Genomic DNA, 17,672 nt, shown 5'->3' on the forward strand with positions numbered 1-17,672 from the left:
GACGAGCCGCCCGAGCGGGGGACGTCGCGCTCGCTGGAGGGGCCCGGCCGCGATCCGGGCGCGGGCTCGGGTGTAAGCCATCGGCCCTGCTCGCACGTAGAAGAGACGCCCCGGTCAGGGAGAGGGAGAGGAGACGGCGCGCATGGATCAGATCGGCGAGTACCTCGTTCGACGCCTCGTCGGCGAGGGCGGGATGGGCAAGGTCTACGAGGGCGAGGAGCGCCTGTCGCGCCGGCGCGTCGCGCTGAAGGTGCTCCGCCCCGAGCTCGCCCGGAGCGAGCAGGGACGCCGGCTCTTCCTGAACGAGATGCAGATCCTCGCGCACCTCGAGCACCCGAACATCGTCCGGAGCCTCGCCAGCATCGAGGCCTCCGGCGAGCTCGTGATGGTGCTCGAGTACCTGGACGGCCAGACGCTGCGGTCCGTCCTTGGCGCCGCCGGCCGCCTTCCCTGGCCGGAAGCGGTGCGGATCACGGCCAGCGTGGCGAGCGCCCTCGCGGCGGCCCACGGGCAGCAGCCGCCCGTGATCCACCGCGATCTCAAGCCCGAGAACATCATGGTGCAGCGGGATGGCGGCGTGAAGGTGATGGACTTCGGCATCGCCAAGGTCGTGGAGGCGATGAACCAGACCAACACGCAGAGCGTCGGCACCCTGCAGTACATGAGCCCGGAGCAGATCGACGCGCGATCCATCGATCACCGCTCGGATCTCTACTGCCTGGGGCTCATCCTGTACGAGGCGCTCTCCGGCAGCCCGCCGTTCCAGTCGGCGTCGCCGCGGGAGCTGCTCAACCTGCAATGCACGGCGGAGCCGCCGCCGCTCAGCGACGACGTGCGGAGCGGGCTGCCCCGCGGCGTCGAGCAGCTGCTCTTCCAGCTGCTCGAGAAGGCGCCCGAGGATCGGCCGTACCTCGCTCAGGACATCGTGGATCGGCTGGAGCCGTTCCAGACCGCGGTGAACGCGCCGCTCCGCGCCGGTGACCGCGTCCGCGCGAGCGCGCCGCTCCGCGCCGGCGATCACGACCGCGAGAGCGCGCCGCTCCGCACCGGTGACCGAGACCGAGCGAGCTCGCCGCACCGCACCGGCGATCGCGGCCGCGCGAGCGTGCCGCACCGCGCCGACGACCACGACCGCGCGAGCTCGCCGGGCGCCGCGCGCGTCACAGGCGGAGCGGACGCGCCTCGCGCCGACACGATCGCGCTCGTCGAGCAGATCGACCGGCCGCGCGACGTCCCGACCCGGCTCGCGATCGCGATCATCGCGACGCTGTCGGCGCTCGCGGGCCTCGGGACCTGCGCGCTGCGCTCGACGAACGGCGCGCAGGAGCCGCCCGCCAGCACCGCGACGCCGGCCGCCCCGGAGGGGGCGCGGTGAGGCGAGCGTCGCCAGAGCAGGCAGGCTACACGGAAGGCGCGCCCCTCCCGGCCGTGGGCTGCGCCGCGCGATGGCGCTGCGGCGCGGGCGCAGGAGAAGAGCTGTGGCGGCTCGGCGCGGCGGACCAGGACGCTCCGGCAGGGCCCGAGCCCCAGGCCGTCGCGACGCGCCTCCTGTCGCTCGGGAGCGCCGGCGTCGGCGGCTTCATCGACGGCGGCGTCGCCTCGCCGGCCGAGGGCGGGCGCGCCGCCGCGGCGAGCCCGGACGGCGCGCGCGTCTGGCTCGCGCGGCGGCTCGCGGGCGCGCCCCTCTCGGACTGGATGCGCGCGCGGCGCGGGCCCATCCCCTTCCAGGAGGCGCTCGGGCTCGCCATCCAGGTCGCCCGCGCGCTCGCCGCATGCGAGCGCGCCAGCCTGTTCCCCGGTCCGCTCTCGCCCGACGCGGTCCTCGTGGACGACGCGGGCCGCGTGACGCTGCCCGCGAGCGCGCTCGTCGCCGCCCTCGTCGGCGGGTCGGCGATCCGCGGCGCCGCCACGGCGCCCCGCGCCGAGGGCGCGCGGGTGTCCTCGGAGATCCCGCCGCTCTGGACGCCGCCCGCGCAGGCCGACGGCGCGATCTGGGACAGCGCCGCGAACCGGTACGCGCTCGGGCTCGTGCTCTACCGCCTGCTCGCGAGAGAGCACCCGTTCGCGGGCGCTGGCCTGCGGCACGCGCTCGGCGAGGCCGCCCGCGCGGAGCCGCCGCCGTTCATCGAGGGCGTCGCGACCTCGCTCCCCGCGGGCCTGCAGGGCTACGTGCTGCGGCTGCTCCATCCGGATCCGTCGGAGCGGCCGCCGCGCGCTGAGGAGATCGCCGATGCGCTGAGCGGGTTCCTCGAAGAGCGCCCGCCGGCGCTTCCGGTGCACGCCGCCCGGACCTCCCGTCGCGCTGGCGCGGCCACCTCGGCGAGGACCGGCCCCGCCCCGCGCGAGCGCGCGCGCCCGGGCGACGCGAGCGGCGCGAGTGACGCGGGCGACGCGGGCGACGCGGGCGACCACCCCCCGCCGCGCGGCCCAGCCGGCGCCGCGGCGCGGCTGTGGCGGATCGCGCCGCTCGGCGCCGGCGCGCTGATCGCGTCGGCCGCGCTCGCGCTCTCGCGGGGTGAGCCCGGTCCAGCGGCGCCGCGCGCGGTCGCCGTCGCGCCGGTCGCGCCGCTCGCGCAGGCGCGGACGGCAGCGGAGGACTGCGCGGCGTGCCACGGCCGCCAGGCCGCGGAGTGGCGCCGCTCGGTGATGGCGCACTCGGTGAAGAGCCCGCTCTTCAACGCGCTGGAGAGCCTCATCGAGGAGCAGGTCGGGCGCACCGCCGACTGCCCGAACGGCGCGGGCATCCTGCGCAAGGCCGATCCCGCGGGCGCCTGCCGCGACGGGCGGAGCGGCGTCGCCGTCACCGGCTCGGGCGGCGAGCACTGGTGCGTGAACTGCCACAGCCCGGCGGAGAACCTCGACGCCGCGATGCCCGCGTGGGACGGCCGCGCCGGCGGCGATCCCCGCACGCGCCTCCCCGTGCGCGACCTGCTCACCCGGCGCGGCCTGGAGGGGATCTCCTGCAGCTTCTGCCATCAGGTGCACGGCCCGGTCGGCCCGCGCGGGCGCGCCGGGTACCAGGGCAACCCGACGTGGACATCCTTCGTGACGGGCGCCGTCTTCCCTGCGCGTCCCGAGGACGGCCGCGGCCTGTTCGGGATCGCGAACAGCGGCTACGACCTCCGCCCCGAGGAGCTGCTGCTCCCCTCGGGTCAGGGCGCGGCCGCGCGCGCCGGGCTCCAGCCGACGGGATCGGCGGGCGCGGTCGAGCCCGTGGTGCACGGTCGCCCGTCGGCGAGCGCGAGGGCGTACCTGCGCTCCAGCGAGTTCTGCGGGGCTTGCCACGACGTGCGCCTCTTCGGCAGCGACAGCCTCGCCGCGGCGCGGGGCGAGCACTTCAAGCGGCTGCGCAACGCCTACACCGAGTGGTCGGACTGGGCGAGGTCCGAGGAGCGCGCGGGCCGCCCGGCGGCGACCTGCCAGGACTGCCACATGAGCACCTACCCGGGCGTCTGCGAGGCGGCCCCGGCGGCGAGCGGAGCGCAGGCGTCGCCGGGAGATCCCGAGTGCCCGCCCGGCACGCGCTTCGCCCCGCGGAGGCCTGGCGCGCGCCCGCGGGGCCGGATCGCGGATCACTCCACCGCTCCGGCGGACGTCGCGACCCATTACTTCTCCGGCGTGGATGTGCCGCTGTCGGACGAGTTCCCCGACGCGCTCATCGATGAGCCGTCGCTCGACGTGCACGGCATTCCGGCGAGCGCGCGCCGCCGCCGCGATCTCTTGCTCCGCCACACGTTCCGCTTCGAGCTCGGCGCCGCGCGCCGCGCCGGCGCGGCCGGGGATCGCGTCGAGATCCCGGTCGAGATCGAGAACACCGGCGCCGGGCACAAGGTGCCGGCCGGCTTCAGCCAGGAGCGTGAGTTCTGGGTTCACCTCGTGGTGAGGGATGGAGAGGGGCGTGTGGTCTACGAGGTCGGCCGGATCGACCGCGCCGACGAGGATCTGAGAGACAAGGTGTTCGCCCGGGTGACCACCGATCCAGAGGCGAACAGCCCCTTCGCGCCGGCGGGCGCTCCAGGCGGGCTGTTCGGCGCGGATGTGCGTGACGGGCCTGATGTCCCCCTCTGGACTCCACCTCCACGGCTCGGCGGCACCTCGTTCCGGGGGCGAGGGCTCATCAACTTTCAGAACGGCTTTCTGCGCTGTGTCCGATGCATCGGCGTCGTGGCCGCAGACGGCACCTGCCAGGCCGGGCCCGGCCAGGGGCTGCACCACGCCGATCGGTTCACGGACGGCGATTACGACCTGGACACCGGCGCTTGCGGCTCGAACCTCTCCGGGCAGAACGCCTTTCTCGAGGTTTATTTTCCGGTCGGCGCGCTGGACGCGAGCCGGGGCGTCATCAAAGGGCCGGACACGATCATCGATACGCGCTCCGTACCGCCCGGCGTGCCGATCCGGTACACCTACGATCTCCGCACCGGCCAGCGGCGCGGCCCGCTCCGGGCCGAGGCGAGGCTGCTCTTCCGGGCGTTCCCCCCGTTCCTGATCCGCGCCTTCGCCGCGTACGAGCGGGAGCAGGCGCGGCGCGGACTGCGGCCGACCGGCTCGCTGGTCACCGACGCGATGCTCGAACGCCTCGAGATCGTCGAGCTCGCGCGGACCGAGGTCGAGATCCCCTGAACCGAGGTCGCCGCGATGGAGCAACGGACGCAACGGACGCAACGGACGCAACAGACGCAACAGACGCAACAGACGCCAGCGACGCGACGGACGAGGCAGGCACCTCGACGCGCCGGCCGACAAAAAGGGGCGAGCCCCTACCCCGGCCTGCGGGGTAAGGGCTTCGCTGGTCAGGCGTTGACGAGCTCAGCGCGCCGTGGTCATGAAGAGCGTCGCCGTCGATCAGGGAGGGGGCGGGGGCGGCTCGGTCGGGAGCGGCTCGGGCAGCTTGAACAGCCTGCCGATCCGGTAGGGGCGCTTGGAGGGGGAGTAGTAGCTCGTAGTCGACGCCGTGACGCTCCACGTGTAGCCGAGCAGGATGCCCGAGAACGAGTCGGTGTACACGCGCACGTAGCCCGTCCCGGCGCCCGGCTCCATGTAGCCGCCCATGCACTGCCCGCTCCACCGGCTGTCCGTGTACTTGCCGCTGCACCCGTGCGACGTGCTGGTCGAGTCCGCGATCGGCACAGCGAACTGTTCCGTCCCCGAGTAGCGGGGGTTGATCTGCGGGAGGATCTTCTCCGGCGCGCCGGTGATGATCATCGTGTGGCCGGCGTAGTAGTTGTCATCACCGGGGAGGCCCACGGCGCCGATGGTGAAGACATCACCCTTCTGGATGTCGACCGCCCGTTCGACACGGCGGAAGTACGTCTCGAACCCGGAAGGGGTCGCGCCGACCTTCGGGCTCGTGTTGATGATATCGAAATAATAATCGGACGACGGGCTGTTCTTGCCCCACATCGCATAGATGTCCTGCTGGGCGTACCCCATCGCCTTCTGCAGCGACAGCGTGAAGAAGCACGCGGCCTTGGTCATGCCGGTCCACGCCTTCGACTGGTCAGCGTCGTCCCAGTTCATGAAGCACTCGGGTTCAGTGCCCCACTCGTTGCTGACGGAGTTGTCGATGAACTCGAGCGCCCAGTCCTCAGCGCCCTTCGCGCTCGCGGAAGCCGAAGCGAGCGTGATGAAAGACGCGGCAGCCAGGGAAGCAACAGCCAAACTCGTCGTGCGCCTACTCATACTTCTACCTCGTAGATTTGGAATGACATTGCATGTGCACTCATGAACAGATGCTAGTCATTTCATGCCGAACCCTCAAACGAACCCTGGCGCCGAAGATGCCGAGTCTAGCAGGATGGATATTCACTGTAATCGGCCTGGGTGTCAAGGCATTTTCGGGACGCTCGTCCTTTTTCTGCACCTTCTTGAACGTGAAGTAAGACCATGTCGTCCCTTAAGACAGCGGATGCGCGACGGTGTGGAGCGACGGTATCCGACGCCATGACACGCCGGCCTCGTCTGCTTCGCGTCCACGTCCGCGCTCTTCGCGCCGGTTGTGCTCCTTGCGCTCGTTGCGCTCGTTGCGCTCCTCGCCCAGCTTGCCCCGCTCCTGTCGACCTCGCTCCGGGGAGCGGCGCGGGCCGTGTTCGCGCGGCGAGGGCGGGTCGGGAGGAGCGGCGGCCTGCGTGCTTCGACCAGGAGACCTGCTGATGCCCTCATCGGACCACACCCACGGCGGCGCGCGCGACGCCGGGTCTGACCGCCCCGAGGCGTGGCCGCCGGCGGTGTTCGACGCCCCCTTGCTGCGAGGGCTCGACGAGCGCGCCCGGCGTGAGATCGCCGGGGCGGGGCGGCTCCGCTCCCTGTCGCTGGACGAGGTCGCCTATCGCGCGGGCGACGCCGGCGACGCCTTCTTCGTGGTCGCGTCCGGGCGCGTCGCCCTGCGCGCGACGCGCCGCGGAGACGATCGCGATACCGAAGTGCGCACCGCCGCCGCGGGCGACGTCATCGGCGAGGAGGCGGTCGTGGGGATGTCGCGCAGGACCACCGCAGTCGCGCTCGCCCCCAGCGTGCTCGCCGAGATCCCGGTCCACCTGTTCCGGCGCGCCGCCGCTCGCTCCGGCAAGGCCGAGATCGCCGAGAGGCTCGAGCGCGCGCTGCGGAGGAGCGCGACACGCGACCTCCTCAGCACCCTCGCCTTCACGCGTGACCTGGACTCGGACGACGTCGAAATTCTTCTTGACGCGGTGAGTCATCGGCACTTCGAGCGCGGTCAGGCCATCTATCGCACAGGCGATCCGGCCGCCGAGCTCTGGCTCATCGCTGAAGGGATGGTGCAAATTCAGACCGAGGACGGAGATCGGATTCATGTGCGCGCGTACCTCACCCGAGGTGATTTCTTTGGAGACGTCGAGCTCGACGAGGGCCGCTGCCGGGCGGCGAGCGCCGTGGCCAGCGGCGCCACGGCGCTCCTGGCCGTACCGTCGAAGACGTTCGCCGCGCTCGCGCGGAAGCACCCTGATCTGATCCCCCGACTCCGGCGCATCACCGGCGAGCACCACGCCAGTCAGGAGGCGGTCATCGCCGGCCATGCGCGCAATCACACGGCGCACATCTTCAGGGACCTCTATCGCCTTCAGGTCGCGCGGTCGCTCCTGGTCATCGATCTCGAGACGTGCGCGCGCTGCGGACACTGCGCGTGGTCGTGCGCCGACGTGCACGGGGTCTCACGGCTCGTGCGCCGCGGAGACAAGGTGCGCGCGCGGGTGGACGACGCGGAGCAGGCCGCGCAGAAGCAGGCGCCGCGCAGCCTGCTCTTGCCGAACTCCTGCCAGCACTGCGAGAGCCCCGCCTGCATGATCGAGTGCCCCACCGGCGCCATCGGCAAGGACACCGGGGGAGAGGTGTTCATCCGGGACGCGCTCTGCACCGGCTGCGGCGCCTGCGCGAAGGCGTGCCCGTGGGAGAACATCGCGATGGCGCCCCGCCCCGCGGCCGCGCCGCGCCCGGGAGGCGCAGGCTTCGCGGACATCGCCGTGAAGTGCGATCTCTGCCGCGATTACGACGGCCCCGCGTGCGTGAAGGCCTGCCCCACGGGCTCGATCTTCCGCGTCAACCCGGCGGAGGAGATCGCCGACGTGCGCGACCTGCTCGGCGGGGCGCGGCGCGAGCAGGAGCGCGCCGCCGCGCCACGGAGCGGCGCAACGCTCGTCGCAGGCAGCGCGCTCGCGGCGGCCGGGCTCGGCGTAGCGGGGCTGTCGGCGCACGCGCGCGGCGCCGCGCGCCCAGGCGAAGACGCCGCCTTCGCGGCGGGCATCGCCGCCGCGGTCGGCATGGCGCTGCTCCTGCTCTACGCGGTCCCCAAGCGCGCGGGGCGATGGGCGTGGATGCGGCCCAGGCGGCGCGGCGACACGGCGGTGGAGGGCGGCGGTGCCGCGCCCGTGAAGAGCCAGCTCCGCCCGCAGCTGGCCGGGCACCTCGCGATCGGCCTCGTCACGGCCGGCCTCGCGCTCGCGCACGCGCCGTGGCCCCGGTCCGGCCGCCCGACGCTGGGCGCGGCGCTGCACCTCGTGTTCTGGGCCACCGCGGCGGCCGGCGCCTTCACGGCGCTCGCGTACCGGCTCGCGCCGCGGCGCCTCGCCCGGATCGAGCGCACCGCCGCGCTGCCCGAGGATTTCAGCGCCGCCCGGCGCGAGCTGCTCGACCGCTTCTACCGCGAGGTGAGCGGGCGCAGCGATCTGGTCAAGAAGATCGTCGAGAAGATCCTCGTGCCCTACCTGCAGAGCCCCCTCGGCCCGCTCGCGCTGCTCGCCTCGGGGCGCGGCCTGCGCGAGGAGGAGCGCGCGCTGCGCGCCCGCATCGACGCGGTCCTCGAAGGGCGCGGGGCCGAGCGGCTCGCCGGCCTGGCGGAGCTCATCCGCCTCGCCGTGGAGCTGCGCGCGCTCCCGGCCCAGCGCGCGCTCCTCGCCGCGCTCCGCGGAGGGCTGCCGGCGCACATCATCACCTTCGGCGTCGCCGCGGCGCTGCTCGTGCTCCACGCGATGACGGCGGCGAGCGTGCCCCGATGAGCGCGCGCCGGACCGGGAGCGCGCGCACGCCGCCCCACATCGCCGCCGCGACGCGCGACGGAGCACCGAGGTATCCCGGACTCGCTATGAAATGGTTGCGAGGCACGGCATTTCTTTGTGCGCCGCGCGCGTCTCCGCCGGCGCGGCGACGCGGGCGGCGGCGCGCGCGCGTGTGCGCCGCGACCGCTTTTCGCGCATCACGCAACGCGCAGCTGAGAGGCCTGGACTTTGCCTTATGCGCCCAGGTACAATTTTCCCGACAGCACCCTAGTGGAAGGTAGAGAAGCCGATGGCTGGTCCTTCGACCAAGTGGATGGGAGCGCTCTCCCGATCAGGCTCCCCCAGCGCGTGGGCGCCGAGAGCGCTGCTGCTCGTGACGCTGCTCACCGCGTCGGCCCTCATCGCCGGATCGTGCCGTGGAGGCAACAACGCCGGTGAGCCGCCGCAGCCGGGGACGGACTGGCCCGACGCTGGGCCGGGAACGGGCGACCCGTGCGTCGACGGCGAAGAGGTGGAGTGTCACGTCACCGTCGGCGAGCACGAAGGTGTGCTGACCTGCCTCGACGGCATCCGGCGCTGCGAGGACGGGCGTTACGGCAGCTGCGACGGGACGATGACGATGCGGAGGTCGCCGTTCGGCTCGGCGCCGCGGGGGAGCGGTGAGGGCGGGTATCCGCGCCCGCTCGCCAACTCCGATGCCTCCGACGGCGGCCTGTGCGCGACCAACCCGTGCGATCCGACGTGCCAGTCGTTCGAGGAGACGCCGGACGGGGGGCCCATCAGCCTCGCGGGGACCGGCCCGACGTACACGTGGTCGGTCGGCGACATCAACGAGCTGCCCGAGGCCGTCGCGCGGGAGGGCACGCACCAGCCGTGCACGACCAGCGAGGACTGCCAGTTCGACCAGTACTGCGACGACCCCGCGAGGGGCGCGTGCGATCACGACCCGTGCGCGACCGGCGTGTCGCTGCTGTCGAACTGCAGCGGCTGCGCCACGAAGGTCTGCAACGCGAACCCGAGCTGCTGCACCTATACGACCATACCGGCCGACTGCGGTCACGACGCCTGCGTGGACGCTCCCGGCGCCGCGACCAACATGACCACGACCTGCGGCGACGCGTGCATCGCGACCATCTGCGCGAACCATCCGCGCTGCTGCGATATCACGTGCAGCACGACGGCGCAGTGCACTGCGCTCATCGGCACGGGCAGCACCTGCGTCTTCCCAGGCCGCTGCACCGCGCCCAGCGGCGTATGTCCCCCGGGAACCGTGCTGTCGGGCGGCCGCTGCACCGGGACGTGGAGCGCGACCTGCGCAGGTTATGTCCCCACGGAGTGCGCCCCCAAGACGTGCACCGCGACCGTGCCGAAATGGGACGCGAGCTGCGTCACCCTGGCCGAGTCGTTGTGCGGCTCCACCTGCGACACCGATCCCGGCTGCGCGCACGACAAGTGTTACACCGGCGAACGGCTGCTGCCGGGGTGCAACACGTGCGTGGGGCTGATCTGCGATGTGGCCCCCAGCTGCTGCGATACGGGGCCAGGCGGCGGGTGGACACAGAGCTGCGTCGACCTCGTGGAGAGCGTCTGCGGCGAGACCTGCCCGCAAAAAGGCCTCTGCAAGTCGTACCAGCCGAGCGAGACGGACTCCACGTGCACCCAGCCGGACCTCACGATCGGCGTGCCCTGCGGCGGGACGATCCCCGTCTGCAACCGCGGCACCACCCCGGCCCCGGCGGGAATCGCCATCCACCGGTATGCTTCCACCGCAAACCAGCTGCCATCCTCCGCCCCGAGCCGGGTCCTGAACGCGTGCAACCCAACGGGCGGCACCCTCGCCTGCACGACGGTGCAGCCGATCGCCCCGGGTGAGTGCATCAGCGTGGCCGGCTGCACCGGCGTCACCGACGGGATGGAGCTCATCGTCAATCCCCCTGGCGCTGGGCATATCGCCGAGTGCCGGTGCGGCAACAACGGGAGCATCTATCAGTCGGCCATGTGCGAGTCGCCCGCCTGCATCGCCACGGCGAGCGTGTCGCTGGTCAGGCCGGTCACCCTGTTCGTGGCGCTCGATCGATCCACCTCGATGCGGCAGACGCTGTCGGGGGTGGACGTGAGCGCGGATCGATGGATTCCGGCGACGAGCGCGCTCAAGTCCTTCTTCCAGGATCCGGCGTCGGCGGGGCTCGGTGTCGCGTTCCGGTTCTGGCCGCTCGACAACCCGGGCCCGTGCAACGAGACCCCTTCCTGTCCGCCTGCCGGCGGCGGCGGCTGCGCGCTGCCGCTCGTCCCGTTCAACGGCGCCGCGGCCGACAGGTTGACCGAGGAGTCCGCGGCGATGGGGGACCAGCAAGAGATCAAGCTCATGCAGGCCTTCATCAACTTCCCGACGCCCAACGGCGAAACGCCGATGTACCCGGCGCTGGACGGCGCCACCACCTGGGCGAACAACTACAAGGACGCCCATCCCGAGGAGGAGGTCGCGGTCGTGTTCGTCACCGACGGCATCCCGTCGAGCTGCGGCACCGTCCCCAACGCGATCGGAAACCTGGCGCGAAACGCCTTCGTGAACCACGGCGTCCGCGTGCACGCGGTGGGCTTCGGCAACTCGAACGCGGAGATCATCAACCTCATCGCGGACCAAGGCGGAGGACAGGCGTTCAACCTCAGCGCTGGCTCCAGCCTGGAAGGTACCCTCCTCAATGCGCTGGTCTCGATCCGAGGAGAGGCGCTGCCCTGCGACGTCACCGTCCCCATCGCGGGCGTCTCGGATCCAGCGTCGGTGTCCGTCGTCTACGAGAACGCCGCCGGCGTGGAGACGACGCTCACGCCCCGGGCCGGGGTCGGCAGCTGCGGCGCGGGGGGCTGGTACTTCGATTCCGGGAACACGAACGTGAAGCTCTGTCCGGCGACTTGCTCCATCGTCCGCGAGAACCCGGGCGGGAAGGTCCGGGCCGTCGTGCCGTGCACGACGACGAGCGTCACGGCCACGACCACGGCGTGGGAGCAGTACCACGGCGTCTGCCCGCCGGGGACCAAGACCCAGTGGGGATACCTCAGGTACAGGACGACGACCCCTGGCGACTCGAGCGTCGAGTTCTTCGTGAGAGCGGCGGATGATCCCGCCGACCTCGCCTCGGCGACGGTCAGGCTCGCCGCGACCGCCCACGCCACGCCGACCGACACCCGGATCTGCGATGAGGGCTCGATGCCGGCGTGCGCGATCGATCTCTTCGACGTGCTGCAAGAGCTGCCGGACGCTCGAACAGAGTACCTTGAGGTCCGGATGAGGCTCAATCCGACGAGCAGCGGAGGGGGCGGCGTTCAGGTGCAGGACTGGGAGATCACGTATTCATGTCCAGATACCGAGTGAGCCGAAGCACCATGGTGGCCGCGCTGCTCTGCGCTGCGGGAGTGGTCGCGGCGTGCAGCGGAGATGACGATGCGTCGCGGCCGCGGCCCCCGTCGGCCTCGAGCGGCGCCGGCGCGGCCGGAGGCGGCGGCGGGGGCGCGGGCGGCGGGGGCGCCCCCCCGGGCGACTGCGGGAACGACGTCGCCGAGCAGGACGAGGCGTGCGACGGACCCGATCTCAGGGGCGCGACCTGCCAGAGCCTCGGGTTCGATAGCGGCGAGGTCCGGTGCAGCCCCGAGTGCACCCTCGACGCGTCGAGCTGCTCGGGCGTCGAGGCGTGCCAGGACGGGCGGGACAACGACGGAGACGACAGCATCGACTGCGGCGATCCGGAGTGCGAGGCGGCCTGCGCGGACATGTGCGCCGCGCCCGTGGCGCTCCCGGATCCCGGGACCGCGACCGGCAATACCTTCGGCCACGCGGCTGTCGAGAGCGAGTGCTGGTCGGGGAGCCCGGGCGTCGCCTACACGTTCACGGCGACGACCACCGGGTTCATGGACGTGGTGCTGACCCCACGAACGGACGCGCAGCTCGTCGCCGAGCTGCGCAGCGCCTGCGCCGACCCCTCGACGAGGGTGGGCGAGTGCGGCAGGCCCAGCGCCGGCGCGGGGATCGAGAACCGGCTGACCGTGCCCGTCCGCGAGGGCGATGCATTCTATGTGATCATCACGGGAGCCGACGCGAGCCAGGCAGGAGCGTTCGACCTCGGCGTGCGAAGCCGACAGACCGTCTGCGGGGACAACATCCAGGATCCGACGGAGCAGTGCGACAACCCCCTCGATCAGCCGGGCGACGGCTGCAGCGATAGCTGCCAGCTCGAGGTGACCGAGGTGGAGCCCAACGGCGAGATCGCCTCCGCCAACACCTACGACGCGCCGTTCTTCGCCGCGATCGATCCGGCCGACGACGTGGATGTCGTGCGCGTCACCGTGCCGAGCGGGCCGACGGTCCTCACCGCGGAGACCGCGGCGGTCACGAGCTCCGACTGCCTGACCGGCCGGCTCGACAGTGTCATCGAGATCCTCGATGGAAGCGGCAACTTGATCGTGCGACGCGACCGCGGGGACAACGGCCTTTGCGCCCGTGCCGTCGCGCCGGCGCTCGCGGCGGGCGACTACTATGTTCGGGTCACGTCCGTGCTCGGCTCCCTGGCGGAGACGTTCCCGTACCGCCTCGACGTGACGCTCGTCCCCGAGATTTGCGGGGACGGCACGATGAGCGCCGGCGAGCAGTGCGACGACGGAAACACGGATCCCCTCGATGGATGCAGCGCCACCTGCCGCTTCGAGCTCGACGAGACGGAGCCCAACAACGCCCCCGCGCAGGCCAATGCGTATGCGGACCCGTGGCTCGCGGAGATCGCGCCTGCTGGCGACGTCGACGTGATCGCCGTGACCGTGCCAGGGCCGCGCTCGACGCTGCACGCGAACGTCATCGACAACGGCACCAATGCTTGCCAGCAGGGGCAGATCGACAGCTACATCGAGATCCTCGGGGAGGACGGGACCACCGTGCTCGCATCCGACGACGATTCAGGGATCGGCAATTGCTCCTACGCCTCGCTCACCGACCTCGCCGCGGGCACGTACCATGTGAGGCTCCGCGCCGCGTCCCTCGTCCCCGACGCGACCTTCTTCTATCGATTGAATGTCACGCTCCTCTAGCCCGACCGGCGGAGGCCGCCGTCCGGCGGCGCCGACGGACGGCGACGCGGACGACGCGGCGCGCCCGCCCGATCCCTCGAGGACGCTCTACCGCGCCGATCTCTCCGATCCGCGCCAGCGCGCCGCCCAGCCGCGGGAGGTCGTGCGGGGGCGCGCCGCGCGCCGCGCCGAGGCGACCTCCGACGTCACCCGCTTCCGGGGCGTGCTGCCGGCCACGCTCGCGGGCGCCGTCGCGACGGGCGCGGCTGCGCTGCTCTTCCCGCCGCCGGGGGGGCACGCCGCGCCGGGGCCGCTCTCGCTGCCCCACGCGCGCGCGCAGCTCGCGTGCGTGTCGTGCCACGCCGAGCAGGCGCCCGCCGCGCCGCGGGAGGCCGCCGCGGCCCGGGAAGGCGCGCCCTCGCGCGGAGCCGCAGCAGGCGCGCGCATCGATCAGGCCTGCGTCGGGTGCCACGGCGCCCACGGCTCCACCCGCAGGAGCCACGGGCAGCTGCTCGCGAGCGGCGCGCTGGGCTGCGCCACCTGCCACCCCATCCACCGCGGCGATCAGGGCGTCGTGTTCGATCCAGCGAGGCCGCCGGTGCGCTTCGCGCCGGGCGCCGAGGTCGAGCTCCCGAGGTCGGCCTTCCGCCCGGGCCAGCCGGCCACCGTGGCGATCGTCACGGCCGGGAGCTGCGCGCCGTGCCACGACCTCGCCGCGCCGCGGGATCCCATCGCGCGCTGCCTCGTCGCGGCGCAGGCACCGCTCGGCGACGCCCGTCCGATCACCTGCTTCGACGAGCACCGCCCTGCCCTCCCCGAGGACGCAGCGACCGGCCGCGCAGGCGGCGACGCACGCCCCGCAGGCCGCAACGCCGGTCGCGCAGGCGGCGACACCCGCCCCGCCGGCGTCTGCAGCGGCCAGCACACCGAGGACCGCGCCCTCGCCTGGGACGCGGCGCGCGACGCCGCCGCGGCCTTGCCCGTCGTGAAGGCCGGCGCCACGCCCGGCGCGCCCGCCCTGCTCTGGATGGGCGCAGGCCTCGCCGCCGCCGCCCTCGCGTTCGCGGGCGCCCGCGGCGGCCAGGCGCTGCGCGCGCGCCGCGCGCGGCGAGCGGCGCGCGACGCCGGGGGCGAGGACGCGATGCTCCGCCCCGCGGCGCGCGTGCGCCTGCCCCGGATCGACACGACCACCTGCCTCGGCTGCTACGCGTGCGTCGACGCGTGCCCGTACGACGTGCTCGCCATCGAGAAGTACGTCGCGGTCGTGGCCCGCCCCGAGGCGTGCTGCGGCCTCACCCTGTGCGAGCAGCGCTGCCCCAACGGGTCGCTCACCATCGAGGGCGGCGCGCCGATCGCCGATCGCCCGCGCCTCGGCGACGACCTCGGCAGCCTCGACGTGCCGGGCCTGCACCTCGCCGGCGACGTCACCGGGCTCCCGCTCATCAAGAACGCCATCCACCAGGGCGCGCACGCCGCGACGCGCATCGCGGAGGACCTGCGGCAGGCCGGCCCGCGCGGCGCGAGCGGTCAGGAGCTCGATCTGATCATCGTGGGCGCAGGGCCCGCCGGGATCAGCGCCGCGCTGCGCGCCAAGGAGCTCGGGCTCTCGTTCGAGGTGATCGAGCAGGGCAGCGTGGCGCAGAGCATCCAGAGCTTCCCGCGCGGCAAGCTGGTCTTCGATCAGCCGCTCGACCTGCCGATGACCGGGAAGCTGTGGCTGAAGGAGTCGACCAAGGAGGAGCTGCTCTCCCACTGGCTCCGCGTCGTGCGCAAGGAGCGGCTCCCGATCCTGCAGGACACGCGCATGGTGTCGGTCGCCCGCGCGGCCGGCGCCGGCGCGCCCGCCGTCGGCGCGGCGGCCGGCAGAGGCGCGCCCGCCGAGGCGCAGGCCACGGCCGGCTTCGTCGTCGTCACCGAGCCGCGCGAGGGCGGACCCCGCACCGAGCGAAAGGCACGGCGCGTGCTGCTCGCCATCGGCCAGCGCGGCTCACCGCGCCGGCTTCCGTTCGAGCTACCCGCCGAGGTGGAAGGTCGGGTGTACTACCACCTCGCCGACGCCCGGAGCCTCGCCGGAAGTCGCGTGCTGATCGTCGGCCTCGGCGATGTCGCCATGGAAGCCGCGATCGCGCTGTCCCGCCAGCCGGCCACCGACGTCACCGTCGTCTACCGGGGCGCCGGGTTCCGCCGCGGGAAGACCCGAAACATCGAGGAGTTACGCAGGCTTGCGGCGGCGTCTCGCCTCTCGCTCCTGTTCGAGACCGACGTCTCCGCCCTCGCCGCAGATCCGGGCGGCGCGCTCGTGGCGACCCTCGCGTCGCCTTCGGGGGCCCGGGCGCACCCCTGCGACGCCGTGCTCGTCCTGATCGGGAGCATCCCGCCGTGGAGCGCCCTCCGCGCCGCCGGTGTCCGGCCGACCGCGGAGCCCTCAGATCGTTCCGAGCTCGGCGACGTACAAGGGACCACGCCCGCGGTCCCCGCGCCGTGAGTCCATCGTAAGCTCGGGGGGCCCAGGCCGTTCTCTGGAGGAGCCATGAAGCCGACCCACGTCGCCCTGTTCTCCGCCCTCGGCATGATGTTCACGAGCGTCTCCGTCTACTCCCTGGCCCCGTCCGGGGGCGGGAGCTCCGTCACGGCGGTCCCGGAGGTGATCACCGAGCCGCCCCGCCAGGTCCCCGAGGTGACGGGCGGCGCCGTGGCGGCGGTCGATCCGAGCCGCTTCACCACCGGGTCGAGGCTGATGCTGGAGGGGCGCGTCGGTCACGCCCGCCTGCCTCGCTCGGCGCAGGAGACGTTCCTGATGTTCGAGGTCCGCGGCGACGGGTCGCCCGCGAGGTCGCAGGCGCAGGCGAACCTCTCGCTCGTCATCGATCGCTCCGGCTCGATGAAGGGCACCCGCCTCACCAACGCCGTCCAGGCGGCGACGACCGCCGTGAGCCGCTTGAACGACGGCGACGTCGTGTCGGTGGTCACCTTCGACACGAGGACCAGCGTGGTCGTGCCGCCCACCACCGTCGGGCCGGACACGCGCGGCCGCATCCTCGCGAGCGTCCGCGGCATCTCGCTCGGCGGCGACACGTGCATCTCGTGTGGCATCGAGGAGGGCCTCTCGCTGCTCGGTCAGACGAGCGCCGGCGTGAGCCGGATGCTCGTCCTCAGCGACGGCGACGCCAACCACGGGGTCCGCGACGTCCCCGGCTTCCGCGCGATGGCGCAGCGGGCGCGCGATCGCGGCGTCGCGATCACGACCATCGGGGTCGACGTCGATTACAACGAGAAGATCCTGTCGGCGATCGCGCTCGACTCGAACGGCCGGCACTACTTCGTCGAGAACGACGCCGCGCTCGCGCGCATCTTCGAGGCGGAGGCCGAGCAGCTCACGGCGTCCGTCGCGAGCGGCGCGGAGCTCGCGATCGACCTCGCGCCCGGCGTGGAGCTCGATCGGGTCTTCGATCGCTCGTTCCGGCGGGCCGGCGGTCAGGTCATCGTGCCGCTCGGCGCGTTCGCGGCGGGGGAGGTGAAGACGGTCCTGCTCAAGGTGCGCCTCGGCGGCCTCGGCGGCCCCGGCGGCGACGTGCGCGGCGACTCCCCCATCGCCGACGTGGGCCTCACCTACCGGGACCTCGTCGCCAGGACCGACGCCCGGTGCGTGGGCAAGCTCGGCGTCGCGATCGCGGAGAGCGACGCCGACGCGAGCGAGCTCGACGCGCTCGTCGCGGGGCGCGCACAGCGCAGCGAGACGGCGGCGGCGCTGAAGCAGGCCAACTTCCTGTTCGAGCAGGGGCGGCTCGACGAGGCGCGCAGCAAGCTCGACGCGCAGCAGCAGTCGCTCAAGAAGGCGGCCGACAAGGCGAAGCGCAGCGCCCCGGCGAACCGCGCGAAGGACGTGGCGTCCGATTTCGAGGGCCAGCTCGCCGCGCTGGAGCGGGCGGGCACGGACTTCGCCACACCGCCGGCGTTCGCCACGCCGCCGCCGGCCGCCGCGGGGCCGGGCGGCTTCGCGCAGGCCCCGGCGGCAGCGGCGCCGCGGCCCGCCCCGGCGCAGTCCCGCCAGGGCAAGAGCGCCGTCCGCCGCAACGAGGCGGAGGCCTTCGATCTGGCGCGCTGACG

General features: G+C 73.1%; 8 protein-coding genes. 7 read left to right on the forward strand and 1 reads right to left on the reverse strand.

All coding sequences use genetic code 11. The annotated features are described in order from the left end of the window. The first annotated feature begins 142 nt into the window (after positions 1-142). Both WME73_RS24255 and WME73_RS24260 read left to right on the forward strand, forming a co-directional pair. A complete protein-coding gene (locus WME73_RS24255; RefSeq protein ID WP_437917204.1) occupies positions 143-1,375 on the forward strand; it encodes a serine/threonine protein kinase in 1,233 nt (410 codons plus the stop codon). Further along, positions 1,372-4,623: a serine/threonine protein kinase gene (locus WME73_RS24260; RefSeq protein WP_437917205.1), complete on the forward strand. Its 3,252-nt coding sequence runs from the start codon at positions 1,372-1,374 to the stop codon at positions 4,621-4,623. The genes WME73_RS24255 and WME73_RS24260 overlap by 4 nt, the downstream gene beginning before the upstream one ends. 222 nt (positions 4,624-4,845) lie before the next feature. Here WME73_RS24260 and WME73_RS24265 read toward each other — a convergent pair whose 3' ends face one another. Continuing rightward, positions 4,846-5,661 (reverse strand): hypothetical protein, encoded by an 816-nt coding sequence (locus WME73_RS24265; protein ID WP_437747755.1) that lies wholly within the window; start codon positions 5,659-5,661, stop codon positions 4,846-4,848. Between the two features lie 491 nt (positions 5,662-6,152). Here WME73_RS24265 and WME73_RS24270 point away from each other — a divergent pair, with 491 nt between their 5' ends. From WME73_RS24270 to WME73_RS24290, 5 genes are all read left to right on the forward strand, one after another. Further along, complete coding sequence (locus WME73_RS24270; RefSeq protein WP_437917207.1) at positions 6,153-8,510, forward strand: cyclic nucleotide-binding domain-containing protein; 2,358 nt, start codon at positions 6,153-6,155, stop codon at positions 8,508-8,510. A gap of 289 nt (positions 8,511-8,799) precedes the next feature. Then, positions 8,800-11,883: a vWA domain-containing protein gene (locus tag WME73_RS24275; protein ID WP_437917208.1), complete on the forward strand. Its 3,084-nt coding sequence runs from the start codon at positions 8,800-8,802 to the stop codon at positions 11,881-11,883. Then, entirely contained in the window at positions 11,865-13,586 is a 1,722-nt protein-coding gene (locus tag WME73_RS24280) for a DUF4215 domain-containing protein (RefSeq protein WP_437917209.1), read from the forward strand. The genes WME73_RS24275 and WME73_RS24280 overlap by 19 nt, the downstream gene beginning before the upstream one ends. After that, positions 13,570-16,050 (forward strand): NAD(P)-binding domain-containing protein, encoded by a 2,481-nt coding sequence (locus tag WME73_RS24285; protein ID WP_437917210.1) that lies wholly within the window; start codon positions 13,570-13,572, stop codon positions 16,048-16,050. Before WME73_RS24280 ends, WME73_RS24285 begins: the two co-directional genes overlap by 17 nt. 45 nt (positions 16,051-16,095) lie before the next feature. Beyond that, positions 16,096-17,670: a vWA domain-containing protein gene (locus WME73_RS24290; protein WP_437917211.1), complete on the forward strand. Its 1,575-nt coding sequence runs from the start codon at positions 16,096-16,098 to the stop codon at positions 17,668-17,670. Positions 17,671-17,672 lie beyond the last annotated feature (2 nt).

Origin of the sequence: Sorangium sp. So ce302 (genome assembly GCF_051530145.1) — a bacterium.
In the GTDB taxonomy this organism is placed as follows: Bacteria; Myxococcota_A; Polyangia; order Polyangiales; family Polyangiaceae; genus Sorangium; species Sorangium cellulosum_B.